We start from the raw sequence: 14460 nt of genomic DNA, 5'->3' as shown, positions 1-14460 counted from the left end.
CCGGGGCACCGGCCCGCGCGTGGTGAAAGGACATGATCGGGAAGAACGACGCGACCGCCGTGGCCGCACATCTGGCAGCGGTCTGGTGCGTGGGCTGCGCGCTGACCGCCGTCCAGTTCCAGGCGGTGCTCTTCGCGCTGTTCCTCGGCAGGCCGGCGGTCCTGGCGGTCGTGCTCGCCTGCGGGGTGGCCCTGGCGGCGGCCCTGCTCGCAGGGCTGGCCCGCGCCGCCCGGCCCGTCGTGCCGCTCACCCGACGGGCGGCGGGGTTGTGGGGCTGGACGGCCGGGGTGTACGCGTCCGGAACCGCCGGGGCGCTCGCCGTGGCCGTGGTGCTCCACCACGTCGGCCACCTGGCGGACAGGGGCGTGCTGTTCGCCGCGGGAGGGACCTGTCACGCGCTCGCCGCCGCCTTCCTCCTGCCCGGCGCCAGGGCCCGGCTCACCGCTCTCGCCGCGGCCGGCGTCCTCGCGGCGGGCGGGGCGTACGCCGCCTGGGACGCCGCACGCCCGCCCACCCTCGACGCATGGCTGAGCGCCAACGGCGTGGACCGCGTCCTGCTGCGAGTCGGTGACCCGCCGCCCGGCTACACGCTGCACGTCGGGGGCGCGAGCGCCGACGGTTTCGGCGCCCGCTACGAGAGCACCGACTCCCCGGCCCTGGGCCTCCAGGTCGAACGCGCCGGACACGACACGCGGCGCGTCGACGCGCGCGGCTGCCCCGTTCCGTTCGGCCAGGAGATCCGCTGCCGCGACGACGGGGGCGGCCGCCTGCTGATCGTCCACGGCGGCGACCACCCCACCCGTGAACTGCGGCTGCGTCGCGACGACCTGGTCCACACCGTCACCCTGCAAGGGTCCGGCGAGGCCGGGCTCCCCGCGGCCCGCCTGGTCCTGTCGACGCTCCGGCCGGCGACGCGCGCCGAACTCGCCGCTCTGGTGGAGCTGCCGATGCCGGGCTGACGGCGCCCGTTCCCGGTGGGCCGGGGCGGCGCCCCGGCCCACCGGACGTACCGTCAGCGGCATTCGCCCGCCGGGCGGTTGCGGGTCACCAGGTCGAAGGACGTGGTGGTCGTGTCCAGCCACAGCACACGGCCGCCGGTGGCGGCCACCGCGTGCGTCTGCCGGCCCGGGGCGCACGAGACGCGGCCCAGCGGCGCGCCCTCGGACGTGTACTGGTAGAGCTTCGTGTCCAGGTACGGCAGGCCCGTCGGGGCCATCGGGTCGACCGTGAGCGTGACGGCCGTGTCCGACGCGGTCAGGGTCCAGGCCCCGATGGTCGCGGACGAGGTCGCGGGGATGACGTCCGTGGTGCCCGTGGCGTCGAGGCCGCTCCTGCGCAGGGCCGACTGCCCCTCGTCGAAGGGGTCCTCGTCGGCGAGCCAGTACACGCCGGAGGAGGTCGCCACGGGCGGGCTGGTCCACACCGCGCGGCCCGGGGTGCCGAGCGCGGTCCTGCCCGTCCGCGTGTCGTAGACGTCGACGACGGCGCGCCGGTGGCCGGGGTCGTCGCCCCACCAGCCGCTGACGGTGTAGGCGATGCGCCCGTCCTTCACGGAGGGCGACTCGGCCCGGACGTCCGCGTCCCCCGCGGTGGCGTCGGGACGGTTCAGCGGGACGGTGCGCGGGGCGGGGTCGGAGCCCTTGAGGTAGCGGAGGGTGGTGTGGGCCTGGTCGTCGTTCTCGTACCAGGCGACCGTGTCGCCGTCCATGCTCAGGCTGCCGATCGAGGCGGAGGAGGTGCTGTAGAGCCGCTTCGCCGGGCCGCCGGTCACGGGGGCGGACATGAGGTCGTAGGTGTCGCCGACGGCGAGCCACACCACGCGCTTGCCGTCGGTCACGGGGCTGAGGTGGTAGCGCCCGTCCTCCGGTGAGACCTGGCGGGGCCTGCCCTTGCCGTCGGTGCGGCCGGTCCACACGGAGTACGGTGCCGCGCTGTCGGCGCTGGAGCGGGGGACCGCCCACCAGCCGCCGCCCGTGGCGGGCCCGATGTCATTGGCGAGACCGGTCTCCAGGGTCCCGAGCCGGCCGAGCAGGACGTCGCTGTCGAGGCCCAGGTCCTGCTCCCAGCCGGGGACGATGCCATGGGTGTCGAAGGCCTTCTTCACCTTGGCCAGGCGGTCGCCCTTGACGTGCAGCGACCTGGCGGCGGCGATGACGGCGTCGCGTCCCTCGGTGAAGCCGTCGAGGGGGGTGATGTAGGAGGTGAGGGCCTTGTAGACGATCTGGTCGGCGAGTTCGCCGCCGAGGCTCTCGCGGATGTCCCACAGCGCACCGCCGAAGATGTGCGAGTTCAGATGCACACCTCCCTGGTCGTTGCGCGAGCCGAGCGGCATGCTGATGAAGTCCGCGGTGCCCGCACCGTCGTTGAGGTCGCGGAAGGCGCACTCCTTCGGCGTCAGCGTGCGGCACAGGTCGCCGCCGATCAGACCGGCGTCCGGGTCGTCCATGCGCGTGCGGCTGACGGTGACGTCGATGGCGTTGCCGAGGTAGTCGGCGATGGCCTCGTTCATGGCGCCGGACTGGCCGGCGTAGACGAGGTCGGCGGTGTGCTCGACCACGCCGTGGGTCATCTCGTGGCCGACGACGTCCAGGTCGGAGGCGAGGGAGCGGTACTCGTCGTCACCGGTGCCGTAGACCATCTTGCTGCCGTCCCAGAAGGCGTTCACCCAGGGGTAGCCGAGTTCGGCGGTGACGCCGACGAGGGAGTTGATGGCCATGCCGTCGTCGTCGAGGCTGTCGCGCCGGAAGGTGCCGCGGTAGAACTCGTACACCTTCCCTGCCGCCCAGTGGGCGTCCACCGCGCCGCTGTCGGTCATCTCCTGCGGCGCCTTCGTGGTCGGCATCGCGAACGGGACCACGCCTTCCGGCCACTCGCCGTCGAGGTCCATCCACCACAGGCTGGAGGCGTCCCAGGTCTGGATGACGTTGTGGGTCTTGGTGTCGGCCATGTGCGCGGTGTCGCGCAGCAGGTACTGACCGGTGGCGGCGTCCTTGCTGAGGTTCAGCGGCACGGTGGTGCCGCTGAGCAGCCTGCCGCTGCCGGTGACGCCCGCCGGTGCGGTAGCGGGAGCGGTGGAAGTCGCGGCTCTCGTCGAAGCGCCGTTCCCTGCCGCTCCGGTGGCGGGTGCCGCGGCCGTGAGGGTGCGCAGCGCTCCGGCCTCGAAGCGGAGGACGCCGGTGGCGGCGTCGACGTAGACCTCCTGGACCACGGGGGCGCCGGTGGCGGGGTCGGTGCCGCGCACGGTGATGTGGCGGGCGAGCACGCCCTTGCCGGTGGGCAGCACGGTCAGCCCGCGGTCGGTGCCGGTCAGACCGGCCGTGGTCGCGGAGCGGGACGGTGCGGCCCCGCCGCCGGTTGCACGCGGCCCGCGGGCGAGGGAGTCCGCCACCTGGCGCACGGCGCGCTGCACGGCGGTGGGGGCCGGGAGGGTGGGGCGGGTGGTGTCGAGGTCGAGGGCGGTGAAGTAGGAGCCGGAGGTGCCGGTGACGGTGCGTTTGCCGTCCTTGTGGTTCATGCGGACGACGTACTGGGCGCCCAGGACGGGGATGCCGCGGTACTTCTGGCCCAGGCGGACGGTCTCGGTGCCGTCGGCGTCGGTGGTGACGGCGTCGGTGGTCAGGTCGCGGTCGGGGGCGGGGATGCGGTAGCGGTCCCGGTGGCCGGCCAGGTGGGCGCGGGCGGCGGTGGCGGCGGGCACGGAGGCGTCGGCCGCGTCGGTGAGGCCGTCGACGAGGGCGGGGGTGTCGGTGGCCGGCTGCGGCGCGGGCACCGCCCCGGTGCCGGTGCCGGTGGTGGGGTCGGCGGCGTGGGCGGGGCCGGTCAGGCCGGTGACGCCCAGGGCGACGGCGGCGGCGAGCAGGACGGACAGGCCGGTGCGGCCGGATCGGTGAACCGGTCTGGGCCGTATGCGTGTTGACATGGACGAATGCCTCCGGCAGCCCGGAGTGACCCGGGCTCGGTAGTGGGACATCGGATGCACGGCGCACCTTCGCGCCCGCGGCTCGCCCTGCACCCTCGTGGTGATCACACCCGGGTGACAAGACGAAAACCGGGGGGAGTACGCGCAGTTGCACAGATGGGAACGGTGTCCGGCACCGGACGCCCGCCTGTTGGGTCAGGCGTCGCCGTAGCGGGCGAGCAGCGCCGCGACGTAGGTCTCCAGGCGCGTCGCGAGCGTCGCCGGGGTGAGGTCGGTGCGGCCGAGTTCGCGCCAGGGGACGGCGACCTTCTCGGCGTCGGGTGCGAAGGCGAGGGCGTCCAGGAGCCGCCAGTAGAGGTGGGCGCCGGGGGAGTCCGCCAGCCGGCCGCCCGCGGCGGTGTAGAGGTCGGCGAAGCGCAGTCCCGCAACGGGTCCGTGCAACAGCGCGAGTGCCGTGGCGCAGTGGGCCACGTCGAGGTCGGCGGGGCCCCAGGAGGTCTCGACCCAGTCGACGACGCCCGAGATGCGCAGGTGGCCGCCGTGCCCGGAGAACAGGACGTTGCCCGGGTGGAAGTCGCGGTGCAGGAACAGGCCTTCGTGGGCGGGCGGGTCGCGGCGTATGACGTCCACCGCGCGGGCCCACAGGTCCGGACGGCTCGTGGTCCCGGGCGGGCGGACGCGCTCGGGCGCCGTCCAGGGCTGGTAGGTGCGGGGCCGGTCCGTCTCGCCGACGTCGAGCCCGTGGATGCGGACGAGTTGACGGGCCAGCAGCCACGCCCGCGCCCCGGCGTCGGTGTCCGCCAGGCGTACCTCCCCCGGGAGGTGGGACATGAGCAGCGACGGATGGTCGCAGTGCTCCGCCGTCGCGTCGACGGCGTGGAACTCGGCGGCGGGGACGGCGGTCGGGCCGAGCAGCGCCAGGACCCGCGCCTCACGGGTGAGCAGGCCCTCCGCGTGGCGGAGGTAGAAGGGCTCCACGAAGGAACGCAGCACCAACTGGCGTCCGCCTCCCGGCCCCGTGACCCGCAGGCGGCGCATCTGCGAGGTCCAGCCGCCGCGGAGCGGCTCCGCGGACTCGAGGTGTTCCCCGTCGCGCAGGTGCCGCTGCACCCAGGTGCGCGTGTCCGTCCAGCCGGGCTCGTTCCCCTCCGCCGCGGTCATCCAATCTCCTTCGTGGAACTCTGCCCTTCAGCACGGGGAGGAATCGAACCCCTGAGGGGCGGGGCGGGGAAGGTTGGTTCGCCGCGACGGCGGACCGGTGTCCATCCCCAATTATGCAGCAGGTGCTCACTGGTTGATGCACCTGCTGGCCGTCGGACTGACGGTGTCAGCCTGTGGAGCCGGTGTAAGACCTCAACGGAGAAATCCGGGCGGGCAGCCGGCGACGAAGCAGGAAACCCTACAGCGCGAGCCGTAGGAATCCCCTCTCTCCAGGGAGCGGAGAAAGTCAACCGGGCACCCTACCGGGCCCGTTGATCAGGCGGTGGCCTGCTGCCGTGCGCCGAGCACCATCGTGATCAGGGACCTCGCGGTGGCCCGGAGCCGGTCCGCGTCCTGGTAGACGCGCTCGATGACGACGGTGCCGCGGGTCATGGTGACCAGGACCCGCGCGGCCTCGGTGGGAGGGACGGCGAGCAGGCCGGCCGCATCGCCGCGGGAGAGCCGTTCGGCCATGACGCCCTCGAGCCGGTCCAGCAGGTCGCGGATCGCGGCCCGGATGGGTTCGGCGTCCGCCTGGGTGTCGGTGGCGGTCTTGGTCGACAGGCAGCCGCGGGCGGGGGTGCCGTGGGTCATGGAGGCGATGGTGAAGTCGAAGAAGTCCTCCAGCGCCCGCCGGACGTCGGGCTGGTCCAGCGTGGCGGCGGCCTCGGCGACGAAGGCGTCGGCGTAGTCCTGGAAGACGCGCAGGAACAGCGTCTCCTTGTCGTGGTACGCGTGGTAGAGCGAGCCGCGCTGCACGCCCGTGGCGGTCGCCAGGTCCTGCATGGAGGTCGCTCCGTACCCCTGGTTCCAGAAGACGTCCAGGATCCGGCCCAGGGTGTGCTGCTCATCGAACTGACGCCGTCCAGCCATGCGCCCACGGTAATTCATCTTTGACGGCTCCGTCAAAGTTTGCAAGGCTGTCAAACATGACGGTGTTGTCAAAGATGGCCCGGACTGCTGACGGACCGGGCGCCGCCCGGATCCGTCGCGACCGGGCGGAAGGCGGAAGCGAGCAGATGACCACCACACCACCGGGACCCGCCGCATGGCGGGCCATAGCGGCGGGCGCGAGCGCCAGCTTCGTCGGCATCGGCCTCGCCCGGTTCGCCTACACGCCTCTGGTCCCCGAACTGATCAACGCCCACTGGTTCTCCCCGTCCGCGGTGGCGTACCTCGGCGCGGCCAACCTCGCCGGGTACCTGGCGGGCGCGCTGAGCGCCCGGTGGGTGGGGCGCCGGCTGGGCGACCGCCGGGCCCTGCGGTGGATGATGGCGCTCGCCACGCTCGCGCTGCTGGCCTGCAGTGTTCCCGTCTCGGTGCCGTGGTTCTTCCTCTGGCGCCTGGCCTCGGGGCTCGCCGGCGGCGTGATCATGGTGCGGGTGGCCGGTGCCGTGCTCCCGTACCTGAAGGGGGAGCGGCGCGGGCTGGCGGGCGGGGCGATCTTCGCGGGGCTCGGTGTCGGCATCGCCGCCACGGGGACCCTGGTGCCCCTGCTGCTGCACTTCGGACTGCGCGGGACCTGGGCGGGGCTGGCCGTCCTGTGTGCGATCCTCACCGTACTGAGCTGGAACGGCTGGCCGACGCCGGTCGCCGCCCCGTCGCCGTCCGCGGTCGCCGCAGCGCCGGTGCCGGTGCCGGGGGAGCGGAAGCCCGCCCGCTCGCCGCGGCTGCGGCTGCTGCTCGTGGAGTACGCCCTGATCTCGATGGGTCTCACCCCGGCCATGGCGTTCCTCGCCGACTTCGTCAGCCGGGGCCTGGGCCGCGGTTCCGCCGGCGGCTCCATGATCTGGATCCTGTACGGACTCGGCGCCCTCGTCGGCCCCACCCTCTACGGCCTCCTCGGCGACCGCCTCGGCTTCGCCAGGGCCCTGCTGCTGATCACCCTGGTGCAGACGGGGGCCCTCGCCGCGCTCGCCACGGCGCACGCCCTGCCCGAGATCGCGGTGCTGAGCGTGGTCATCGGTTCCTTCCCTCCCGGTGTCGTGCCCGTCGTGCTGGGCCGCGTCCACGAACTCGTACCGCGGCACCCCGAGGCGCAGTCGGCGGCATGGGGCAAGGCGACCGTCGCCGGAGCGCTGTCGCTGGCCCTCTCCGCCTACCTCTACTCCTACGTCTTCGCCCGGACCGGCCAGGACCACCGGACGCTGTTCCTCGTCGGCGCGGGAGCCCTGGTCCTGGCTCTGGTCGTCGCGATCGCCGCGCGGTTCGTCCGCGCGGACGTGCCGCTGGAGGCGGACGCGGAAGCCGTGCACCGTGCCGCCTCGGCCGCGGGCTGAGCCGGTCCGGGGATGAACGGCGTGGCGCGCTTGCGACATGTCGCACAGTGGACACGTCGTCAGGTTCCCGCCGCCCGCGGTCCGCGCCCGGCGGGCCCCGGGCCGCCGACCGCCGGGCGCGTGCCGTGGCCCCGACCCGTTCGGTAGGGCGAACGACGTGGTCAGCGGCACCGAGGAGCCGCGGCGGCGGTGGACGTGGCGGTGGCGGTGCCTGCGGGGAGCGGAGGCGCCGGTTCCCCCTCGCTCGGGCGCCGGCATGCCGCGGCAACCTCACATATCCTCACCAGCCAACAAATGTCATCGGAGCATTGATCAACACCACTGGCAACTCGCATATAGTGACCGCGAGTTCCCCGCGAACACGGAACCCGCCTGGGATTCGTGCCCGTGGTGGTGCCCGTTTTTGTTGGATTCCGCTTCGCCCATCCCATCCGTCCGTACGGCCCCGAGGTCCTGATCGATGACAGCGCAGACCGCGCTCCCGCGCCCGCGGACCGGGCGCCTGCGCATCCCGGCACGGCGGCGTGAGCAGCGTGCTCCGTTCGCGTACCTGGCGCGGGCCCTGGCGGTACCCCTGGTGGTCACCGTCCCGGTCGCCGTGTGGCTGGTGGTCGCCGCCCCCGGGTCGCTGCGTGCCCCCGCGGTGATCGGCGCGGCCGCCGGGATCCTGGCGCTGGCCTGCGCCGTGGCCGTGGCGGCGCAGGAGCGCTGGCGGGCCCGGCGCCTCGCCGGACAGCTCGACGCCCTGCGGGCCGAGGCGGAACGATTCGCCGACGAGCTGCTGCCGGCCGCCGTCGGCCGGATCGCCGCCGGTGAGACCGTGGACCGGGTGCTCACCGCGGTGCGCGAGCCACTGACCGGCCCGCAGCGCCGCATGCTGGCCCTGATCGCCGACCGGGTCGGCACGAGCGAGTCGCGCCGCGCCGCGGCGATGGCCGTCGGTGCCAACGCCGCGGGACGCATGCAGGCACTGGCCACCGGAATGCTGGCCGACCTGCGCCAGATGGAGCACCGCCACAGCGACCCCGCCGTACTGCACGACCTGCTGCACCTGGACCACCGCACCGCCCAGGCCGGCCGCCTCGCCGACAGCATCGCCGTGCTGACCGGGGCCCGTTCCGGACGCCGGTGGGCCAAGCCGATCCGGATGGAGTCGATCCTGCGCGGCGCGATGGGGCGTATCGCCGGCTACCAGCGGGTGCGGCTCCACTCCACCAGCGAGGTCGCCGTCGTCGGCCACGCCGCCGAGGGCGTGATGCACGCGCTGGCCGAACTCATGGACAACGCCGCCAACTTCTCCCCGCCCACCGCCGAAGTCCACGTGTACGTGGAGGAGGTGCCCGCGGGCGCGGTCATCACGGTCGAGGACAGCGGCCTGGTCATGGGCGAGGTCGCGCTGCGCCGGGCGCAGAGCGCCGTGGCGGCCGGGTCCGGGGACCTGACCGGCCTGTCCGGGACCAGGCTCGGACTGACGGTCGTCGGCCGGCTGGCCCGCAAGCACGGCCTGACGGTGTCCTTCCGGCCCTCGGCCCGCGGTGGCACCGGCGCGGTCATGATGATCCCGCAGGAGATGCTCACCGTCCCGCGTCCCGGCACGGACGCCGGCCCCGACGCCGAGCCCGTCCTGCCCCCGGAGGCCCCGGCCGCCGCCCCGTCCGTACCGGCCCCCGCCGAGACGTCCGACCGCGACGAGGAGGCCCGGCGCACGGCGCCGGAACTGGGCGAGAGCGGCCTGCCCAAGCGCCGCCGCGGCCAGACGCTGTCCTCCGCCGGCCACGACCGGCCCGCCGCACGGGCCGCTTCGAGCTCCGGCGGCCACGGCACGGCGGCCGAACGGGCCGCACGGTTCAGCACCTTCCGCAGCGCGGTGCACGGCACCACCCCCGCCGCCCCCGCACCCGCCCCCGACCATGCGTCACCCGCGACCGCGCCCCGCGCGGACCGCGACGAGCACAACGCGACGGCCCCATCCCCAGAAAGCGACGCGCGATGACCGCACCGGCCACCGGCCACACCAGTACGGACGAGCGGCTCAACTGGCTGCTGGAGAACCTGCTGGAGCGCACCCCGGGCGCCCGCCACGCCCTGGTCCTGTCCCGGGACGGGCTCAAGCTGTGCCGCACCCCCGAGCTCTCGGTGGACCAGGCGGACCAGCTCGCGGCCATCTCCGCCGGCATCCAGAGCCTGTCGCAGGGCGCGTCCATGGAGTTCGGCGACGGCAGCGGCGGCGTGCGGCAGGCCATGGCCGAGTTCTACGGCGGGATCCTGTTCATCGTCGAGGCCGGTGACGGCGCCCACCTCGCGGTCGTCGCCGACGACGACGCCGAGGTCGGCCTGATCGGCCACAACATGCACGAGCTGGTCGAGCAGCTCGGTGAGCACCTGAGCGCTCCCCCGCGCGAGGTGCCCGGTGAGGACGGCGACGGCGCATGACACCCCGCCCGGGCCGGGAGGAGGATCCGGACCGGCTGTACACCCTGACGTCGGGCCGCAGCCGGCCCGCGTCCGACGCGTTCGACCTGGTGACCCTGGTGGTCGCCGAGTGCGATCCGGTCCCGGGGATGCAGTCCGAGCACGCGGCGATCCTGCGGATCTGCCGCCGGCCCACCGCCGTCGTGGAGCTCGCCGCCGACCTGGGACTCCCGGTCGGCATCACCCAGGTGCTGCTGTGCGACCTGCTGGACACCGGCCGGATCAGCGCCCGGCACCCCCGTACCGCCCGGACGGCGGCTCAACTGCCGGACCCCGAGATCCTGGAGCAGGTGCTCGTTGGACTACGCAACCTCTGACCCCGGCCTCGTTCCCGGCCCGCCGGGGCCGCGGGCGCCGCTCGACGCGAGCGCCGACAACGGGCTGAAGATCGTCATCACCGGTGGGTTCGGCGTCGGGAAGACGACCATGGTCCGCTCGGTCAGCGAGATCCGTCCGCTGAACACCGAGGAGACGATGACCCAGGCCGGAGCCGGGGTCGACGACCTCGCCGGTGTGGGGGCGAAGACCTCCACCACCGTGGCCTTCGACTTCGGCCGGATCAGCGTCAACGCGCGCACCGTGCTCTACCTGTTCGGCGCGCCCGGGCAGGAACGGTTCTGGTTCCTGTGGGACCGGCTGTTCTCCGGCACGCTCGGCGCGGTGGTGCTGGTCGACACCCGCCGGCTGGACGACTCCTGGTACGCCATCGACCGCCTGGAGCACCACGGCACCCCGTTCGTGGTGGCCCGCAACGACTTCGGCGGGCCGAAGCACACCGAGGAACAGGTCCGCGACGCGCTGTCACTGGCGGACGGGGTGCCGCTGGTGGACTGCGACGCGCGGTCCCGGCAGTCCTCCAAGGACGTCCTCATCACCCTCGTCCAGCACCTGCAGACCCTGTCCGGCGCCCGCCCGCGCCCCCGGGAGAGGACCGCCCCGTGACCAGTCAGCCCTCCGCGGCCGCCGGCGCCTGCCCGTTCGCCGGGGCGGTGCCGTTCAGCGGTCCGCGCTTCCACGTCGAACCGGCCGCCCTGTACCGGGAGTTGCGCCGCGAGCACGGGGCCCTGGCCCCCGTGGAGCTCGACGGCGGCATACCGGCCTGGCTCGTGCTGGGCTACCGGGAACTGCTGCACGTCACCGGCGACCCGGTGCTCTTCAGCCGCGACTCGGACCTGTGGAACCAGTGGGACCGCATCCCCGACGACTGGCCGCTGCTGCCCATGATCGGGCGCAAGCAGCCGTCGATCCTCTACACCGTGGGCGAGCGGCACCGGCAGCGCGCCGCGATGATGGGCAACGCCATGGAGGCCATCGACGCGGTCGAACTGCGCCGTCACGCCGAGCGCTACGCCGACGGGCTGGTCGACACCTTCTGCGGCAGCGGCAGGGCGGACATCCTCGACGAGTTCGCGATGCTGCTCCCGGTCCGTGTGCTGGCCCGGCTTTACGGCTTCCCCGAGGAGCAGGGCCCCCGCCTGGTGAAGGCGGTCAAGGACCTGGTCGACGGCGGCGCGGACGCCATCGCCGGCCAGATGTACGTCTACTCCGCGATGACCGAGCTGCTCGAGGCGAAGAAGGAGCAGCCGGGCGCGGACGTGGTCTCGCGGATGCTCGCCGACCGGTACGACTTCTCCGACGAGGAGATCGTGCAGGACCTGATGGTGATGACCGTGGCCGGGCACCAGCCCACCGCGGACTGGATCGGCAACTCGCTGCGGCTGATGCTCACCGACGACCGCTTCGCCGCCTCGTTCACCGGTGGCCGGAACAGCGTCGGACAGGCCATGAACGAGGTCCTGTGGGAGGACACCCCCAGCCAGAACATCGCCGGGCGGTGGGCCAGCCGCGACACCCGGCTCGGCGGGCGCCAGATCGCCTCCGGCGACCTGCTCATCCTCGGCTTCGCCGCGGCCAACGCCGACCCGCAGGTGCACCTGGAGGCCGGGGCATCCACCAACGGCAACAACGCCTGGTTCTCCTTCGGCCACGGTGAGCACCGCTGCCCGTTCCCGGCGCAGGAGATCGCCGAGGCCATCGCCCGCACCGGCATCGAGGTGCTGCTGGACCGGCTGCCCGACCTCGAACTGGCGGTCGACCCCGCCGAACTGGTGCGCCGTCCGTCCCCGTGGCTGCGGGGCATGACCAAGCTCCCCGTGCGTTTCACACCCACCCCCGTGCTAGGAGAACTCTGATGGAATGCCCGGTCACCGGCCACCGCGCGGCCTCCCCGATCGTGCTGGACCCGCTGGTGGGCGACCTGGTCGCCGAGAGCGCCGCGCTGCGCGAGGAGGGCCCGCTGGCCGCGGTCGTCCTGCCCGGCGGGGTGCCGGTGTGGGCCGTGACGCACCATGCCGAGGCCCGCGCGCTGCTGACCGACCCGCGGCTGGTGAAGGACATCGCCCACTGGGACGCCTTCACCCGCGGTGAGATACCCGCCGACTGGGCGCTGATCGGCCTGGCCAACCCCGGCCGCTCGATGCTCACCGTGGACGGCGCCGACCACCGCCGGCTGCGCGCCCTGGTCGCCCAGGCGCTCACCCCCCGCCGCGTCGAGCAGATGCGGGCCCGCATCGAGGAGCTGACGGCCGGTCTCCTGGAGCGCGTCGAGGAGGCGGCACGTGAGGGCGAGGTGCTGGACCTGAAGGCCACCTTCGCCTACCCGCTGCCGATGTACGTCGTGCAGGAGCTGATGGGCATCGACGAGGCCCACCTGCCCCGCCTGAAGGTGCTGTTCGAGAAGTTCTTCTCCACCCAGACCCCGCCCGACGAGGTCATCGCCACCCTCGGCGAGCTCGCGACCCTGATGGCCAAGACCGTCGCCGACCGGCGCGCCGAGCCCGGCGACGACCTGACCAGCGCGCTCATCGCGGCCTCCGAGGACGGTGACCACCTCACCGACGCGGAGATCCAGAGCACCCTGCAGCTGATGATCGCCGCGGGCCACGAGACCACGATCTCCCTCATCGTGAACGCGGTCGTCAACCTGCTCACCCACCCCGACCAGCTCGCGCTGGTGCGGGAGGGCAAGGCGAGCTGGGAGTCGGTGGTGGAGGAGACGCTGCGCCACTCCACGCCCACCTCCCACGTGCTGATCCGCTTCGCCACCGAGGACGTCCCCGTCGGCGACAAGGTCATCGCCAAGGGCGAGGCGCTGATCGTCTCCTACGCGGCGATCGGCGGCGACGAGAAGCAGCACGGTCCGAGCGCCGGCGTCTTCGACATCACCCGCGAGCACCCCATCCGGCACATCGCCTTCGGCCACGGCCCGCACGTGTGCCCGGGCGCCGCGCTGTCCCGGCTGGAGGCCTCGGTGGCGCTGCCCGCCCTGTTCGAGCGCTTCCCCAAGCTCGACCTGGCGGTGCCGGCGACGGAGCTGCGGAACAAGCCCGTGGTCACCCAGAACGACCTGTACGAGCTGCCGGTCACCGTGAACTGACCTACCGTCGGTGTCCGGCACCGTCCCGCCCCGCTCGAGCCGGAGCGGGGCGGTGCCGGTCCCGCCCGACCCCGCGACGAGGAGGGCGCCGTGCCGTCGTACGGCAGGCCGCTGCGCAAACTGGGCTTCCTGACGATCGGGCTGTTCGACGAGGCCGACCCGCGGCGCGGGCACGAGGCGACGCTCGAGATGATCCAGTTGGGCGAGCGACTGGGCTTCGACAGTGCGTGGGTGCGCCACCGCCACCTGCAGTTCGGCATCTCCTCGCCCGTGGCCGTCCTCGCCGCCGCCTCGCAGCGCACCAGCCGCATCGAACTCGGCACGGCCGTCATCCCGCTGGGATGGGAGAACCCGCTGCGACTGGCCGAGGACCTGGCGACGGTGGACCTGCTGTCCGGCGGCCGCCTCAACCCGGGCGTCAGCGTCGGCCCGCCGATGCACTTCGACGAGGTCCGCGGCGCCCTCTACCCGGACACCGCGGGCCACGAGGACTTCTCCTACACCCGGGTGGAACGCCTGCTGGGCTTCGTCCGGGGCGAGCCGGCCACCGCCTTCAGCGGCACCGAGGGCTTCGAGGTCTTCTCCGACCGCGTCCAGCCGCACTCCCCGGGGCTCGGCGACCGCATGTGGTACGGCGGAGGGAGCCTGCGCTCGGCGCGGTGGGCCGGGGAGCACGGGATGAACTTCCTGACGAGCAGCGTGGTCAAGGCGGAGGAGTCCGAGGACTTCGCGGCGATCCAGCTGTCCCACGTCCGTGCCTTCCGTGCCGCACACCCCGACGGCGAACGGGCCCGGGTCTCGCAGGGACTGGTCGTCGTCCCCACCGACAGCGCCTCGGCCGGCCAGCGCGAGAAGTACCGGGAGTACGCCCGCCGGCGGCTGCCGCGCACCGCCGGCCCGCAGGGCCCCGGGCGGCTGCTGTTCGCCCCCGACCTGGTCGGCACCTCCGAGGAGATCGCGGAGCGGCTCTCCGCGCACGCGGCCTTCCGCGAGGTCGACGAGGTCGCCTTCGCGCTGCCGTTCGCCTTCGAGCCCGAGGACTACGTGCAGATCCTCACCGACATCGCCACCCGGCTCGGACCGGCCCTCGGCCGTCCGGCCCCGGCCGCCTGACGGCCGCCGTGGAGCGGCCCCGCCCGGCACGCCGGGCGGGG

Annotated in this window: 12 protein-coding genes; 9 read left to right on the top strand and 3 right to left on the bottom strand. The window is 73.7% G+C overall.

From position 1 onward, the window contains the following. The first annotated feature begins 32 nt into the window (after positions 1-32). Complete coding sequence (locus PV410_RS30035; RefSeq protein ID WP_500328903.1) at positions 33-959, top strand: hypothetical protein; 927 nt, start codon at positions 33-35, stop codon at positions 957-959. A gap of 53 nt (positions 960-1012) precedes the next feature. On the opposite strand, the gene PV410_RS30030 is transcribed toward PV410_RS30035, so the two are convergent. The 3 genes from PV410_RS30030 to PV410_RS30020 all read right to left on the bottom strand — a co-directional run bounded on the left by PV410_RS30030 (position 1013) and on the right by PV410_RS30020 (position 5992). Continuing rightward, positions 1013-3919, bottom strand: a complete 2907-nt coding sequence (locus tag PV410_RS30030) for a M4 family metallopeptidase (RefSeq protein WP_500328902.1) — start codon at positions 3917-3919, stop codon at positions 1013-1015. A 195-nt stretch (positions 3920-4114) separates the two neighbouring features. Next, positions 4115-5080 (bottom strand): phosphotransferase family protein, encoded by a 966-nt coding sequence (locus PV410_RS30025; protein ID WP_500328901.1) that lies wholly within the window; start codon positions 5078-5080, stop codon positions 4115-4117. Between the two features lie 315 nt (positions 5081-5395). Then, positions 5396-5992 carry a TetR/AcrR family transcriptional regulator gene (locus PV410_RS30020; RefSeq protein ID WP_500328900.1) on the bottom strand — a complete coding sequence of 199 codons (597 nt, stop codon included), beginning with the start codon at positions 5990-5992 and terminating at the stop codon, positions 5396-5398. A 146-nt stretch (positions 5993-6138) separates the two neighbouring features. Here PV410_RS30020 and PV410_RS30015 point away from each other — a divergent pair, with 146 nt between their 5' ends. The 8 genes from PV410_RS30015 (at position 6139) to PV410_RS29980 (ending at position 14419) form a co-directional block, all read left to right on the top strand. After that, positions 6139-7398, top strand: coding sequence for a YbfB/YjiJ family MFS transporter (locus PV410_RS30015; RefSeq protein WP_500328899.1), 1260 nt, complete (start codon positions 6139-6141; stop codon positions 7396-7398). Between the two features lie 460 nt (positions 7399-7858). Continuing rightward, positions 7859-9391, top strand: coding sequence for a sensor histidine kinase (locus PV410_RS30010; protein ID WP_500328898.1), 1533 nt, complete (start codon positions 7859-7861; stop codon positions 9389-9391). Continuing rightward, the gene (locus PV410_RS30005; RefSeq protein ID WP_500328897.1) at positions 9388-9831 is read left to right on the top strand and encodes a roadblock/LC7 domain-containing protein; all 444 of its coding nucleotides are present in this window, start codon (positions 9388-9390) and stop codon (positions 9829-9831) included. The genes PV410_RS30010 and PV410_RS30005 overlap by 4 nt, the downstream gene beginning before the upstream one ends. Beyond that, entirely contained in the window at positions 9828-10187 is a 360-nt protein-coding gene (locus PV410_RS30000; RefSeq protein ID WP_499509237.1) for a DUF742 domain-containing protein, read from the top strand. Before PV410_RS30005 ends, PV410_RS30000 begins: the two co-directional genes overlap by 4 nt. Further along, the gene (locus PV410_RS29995; protein ID WP_499509236.1) at positions 10168-10812 is read left to right on the top strand and encodes a GTP-binding protein; all 645 of its coding nucleotides are present in this window, start codon (positions 10168-10170) and stop codon (positions 10810-10812) included. Before PV410_RS30000 ends, PV410_RS29995 begins: the two co-directional genes overlap by 20 nt. After that, entirely contained in the window at positions 10809-12062 is a 1254-nt protein-coding gene (locus tag PV410_RS29990) for a cytochrome P450 (RefSeq protein ID WP_500328896.1), read from the top strand. The genes PV410_RS29995 and PV410_RS29990 overlap by 4 nt, the downstream gene beginning before the upstream one ends. Next, on the top strand, positions 12062-13306 hold the full coding sequence (locus PV410_RS29985) for a cytochrome P450 family protein (RefSeq protein ID WP_500328895.1): 1245 nt from the start codon (positions 12062-12064) through the stop codon (positions 13304-13306). The genes PV410_RS29990 and PV410_RS29985 overlap by 1 nt, the downstream gene beginning before the upstream one ends. Positions 13307-13396: 90 nt before the next feature. Beyond that, on the top strand, positions 13397-14419 hold the full coding sequence (locus PV410_RS29980) for an LLM class flavin-dependent oxidoreductase (RefSeq protein WP_500328894.1): 1023 nt from the start codon (positions 13397-13399) through the stop codon (positions 14417-14419). The last annotated feature ends 41 nt before the right edge of the window (positions 14420-14460 follow it).

It is taken from the genome of Streptomyces sp. PA03-5A, from assembly GCF_033792725.1.
Taxonomy (GTDB): Bacteria; Actinomycetota; Actinomycetes; order Streptomycetales; family Streptomycetaceae; genus Actinacidiphila.
This window is presented reverse-complemented; position numbering and strand designations above follow the sequence as displayed.

Excerpts from the sequence above, each read along its gene's own strand:
- PV410_RS30020 (WP_500328900.1), bottom strand. The coding sequence starts at position 5,992 with ATGGCTGGACGGCGTCAGTTCGATGAGCAGCACACCCTGGGCCGGATC.
- PV410_RS30015 (WP_500328899.1), top strand. The coding sequence starts at position 6,139 with ATGACCACCACACCACCGGGACCCGCCGCATGGCGGGCCATAGCGGCG.
- PV410_RS30000 (WP_499509237.1), top strand. The coding sequence starts at position 9,828 with ATGACACCCCGCCCGGGCCGGGAGGAGGATCCGGACCGGCTGTACACC.
- PV410_RS30035 (WP_500328903.1), top strand. The coding sequence starts at position 33 with ATGATCGGGAAGAACGACGCGACCGCCGTGGCCGCACATCTGGCAGCG.
- PV410_RS30030 (WP_500328902.1), bottom strand. The coding sequence starts at position 3,919 with ATGTCAACACGCATACGGCCCAGACCGGTTCACCGATCCGGCCGCACC.
- PV410_RS30010 (WP_500328898.1), top strand. The coding sequence starts at position 7,859 with ATGACAGCGCAGACCGCGCTCCCGCGCCCGCGGACCGGGCGCCTGCGC.
- PV410_RS30025 (WP_500328901.1), bottom strand. The coding sequence starts at position 5,080 with ATGACCGCGGCGGAGGGGAACGAGCCCGGCTGGACGGACACGCGCACC.
- PV410_RS30005 (WP_500328897.1), top strand. The coding sequence starts at position 9,388 with ATGACCGCACCGGCCACCGGCCACACCAGTACGGACGAGCGGCTCAAC.
- PV410_RS29985 (WP_500328895.1), top strand. The coding sequence starts at position 12,062 with ATGGAATGCCCGGTCACCGGCCACCGCGCGGCCTCCCCGATCGTGCTG.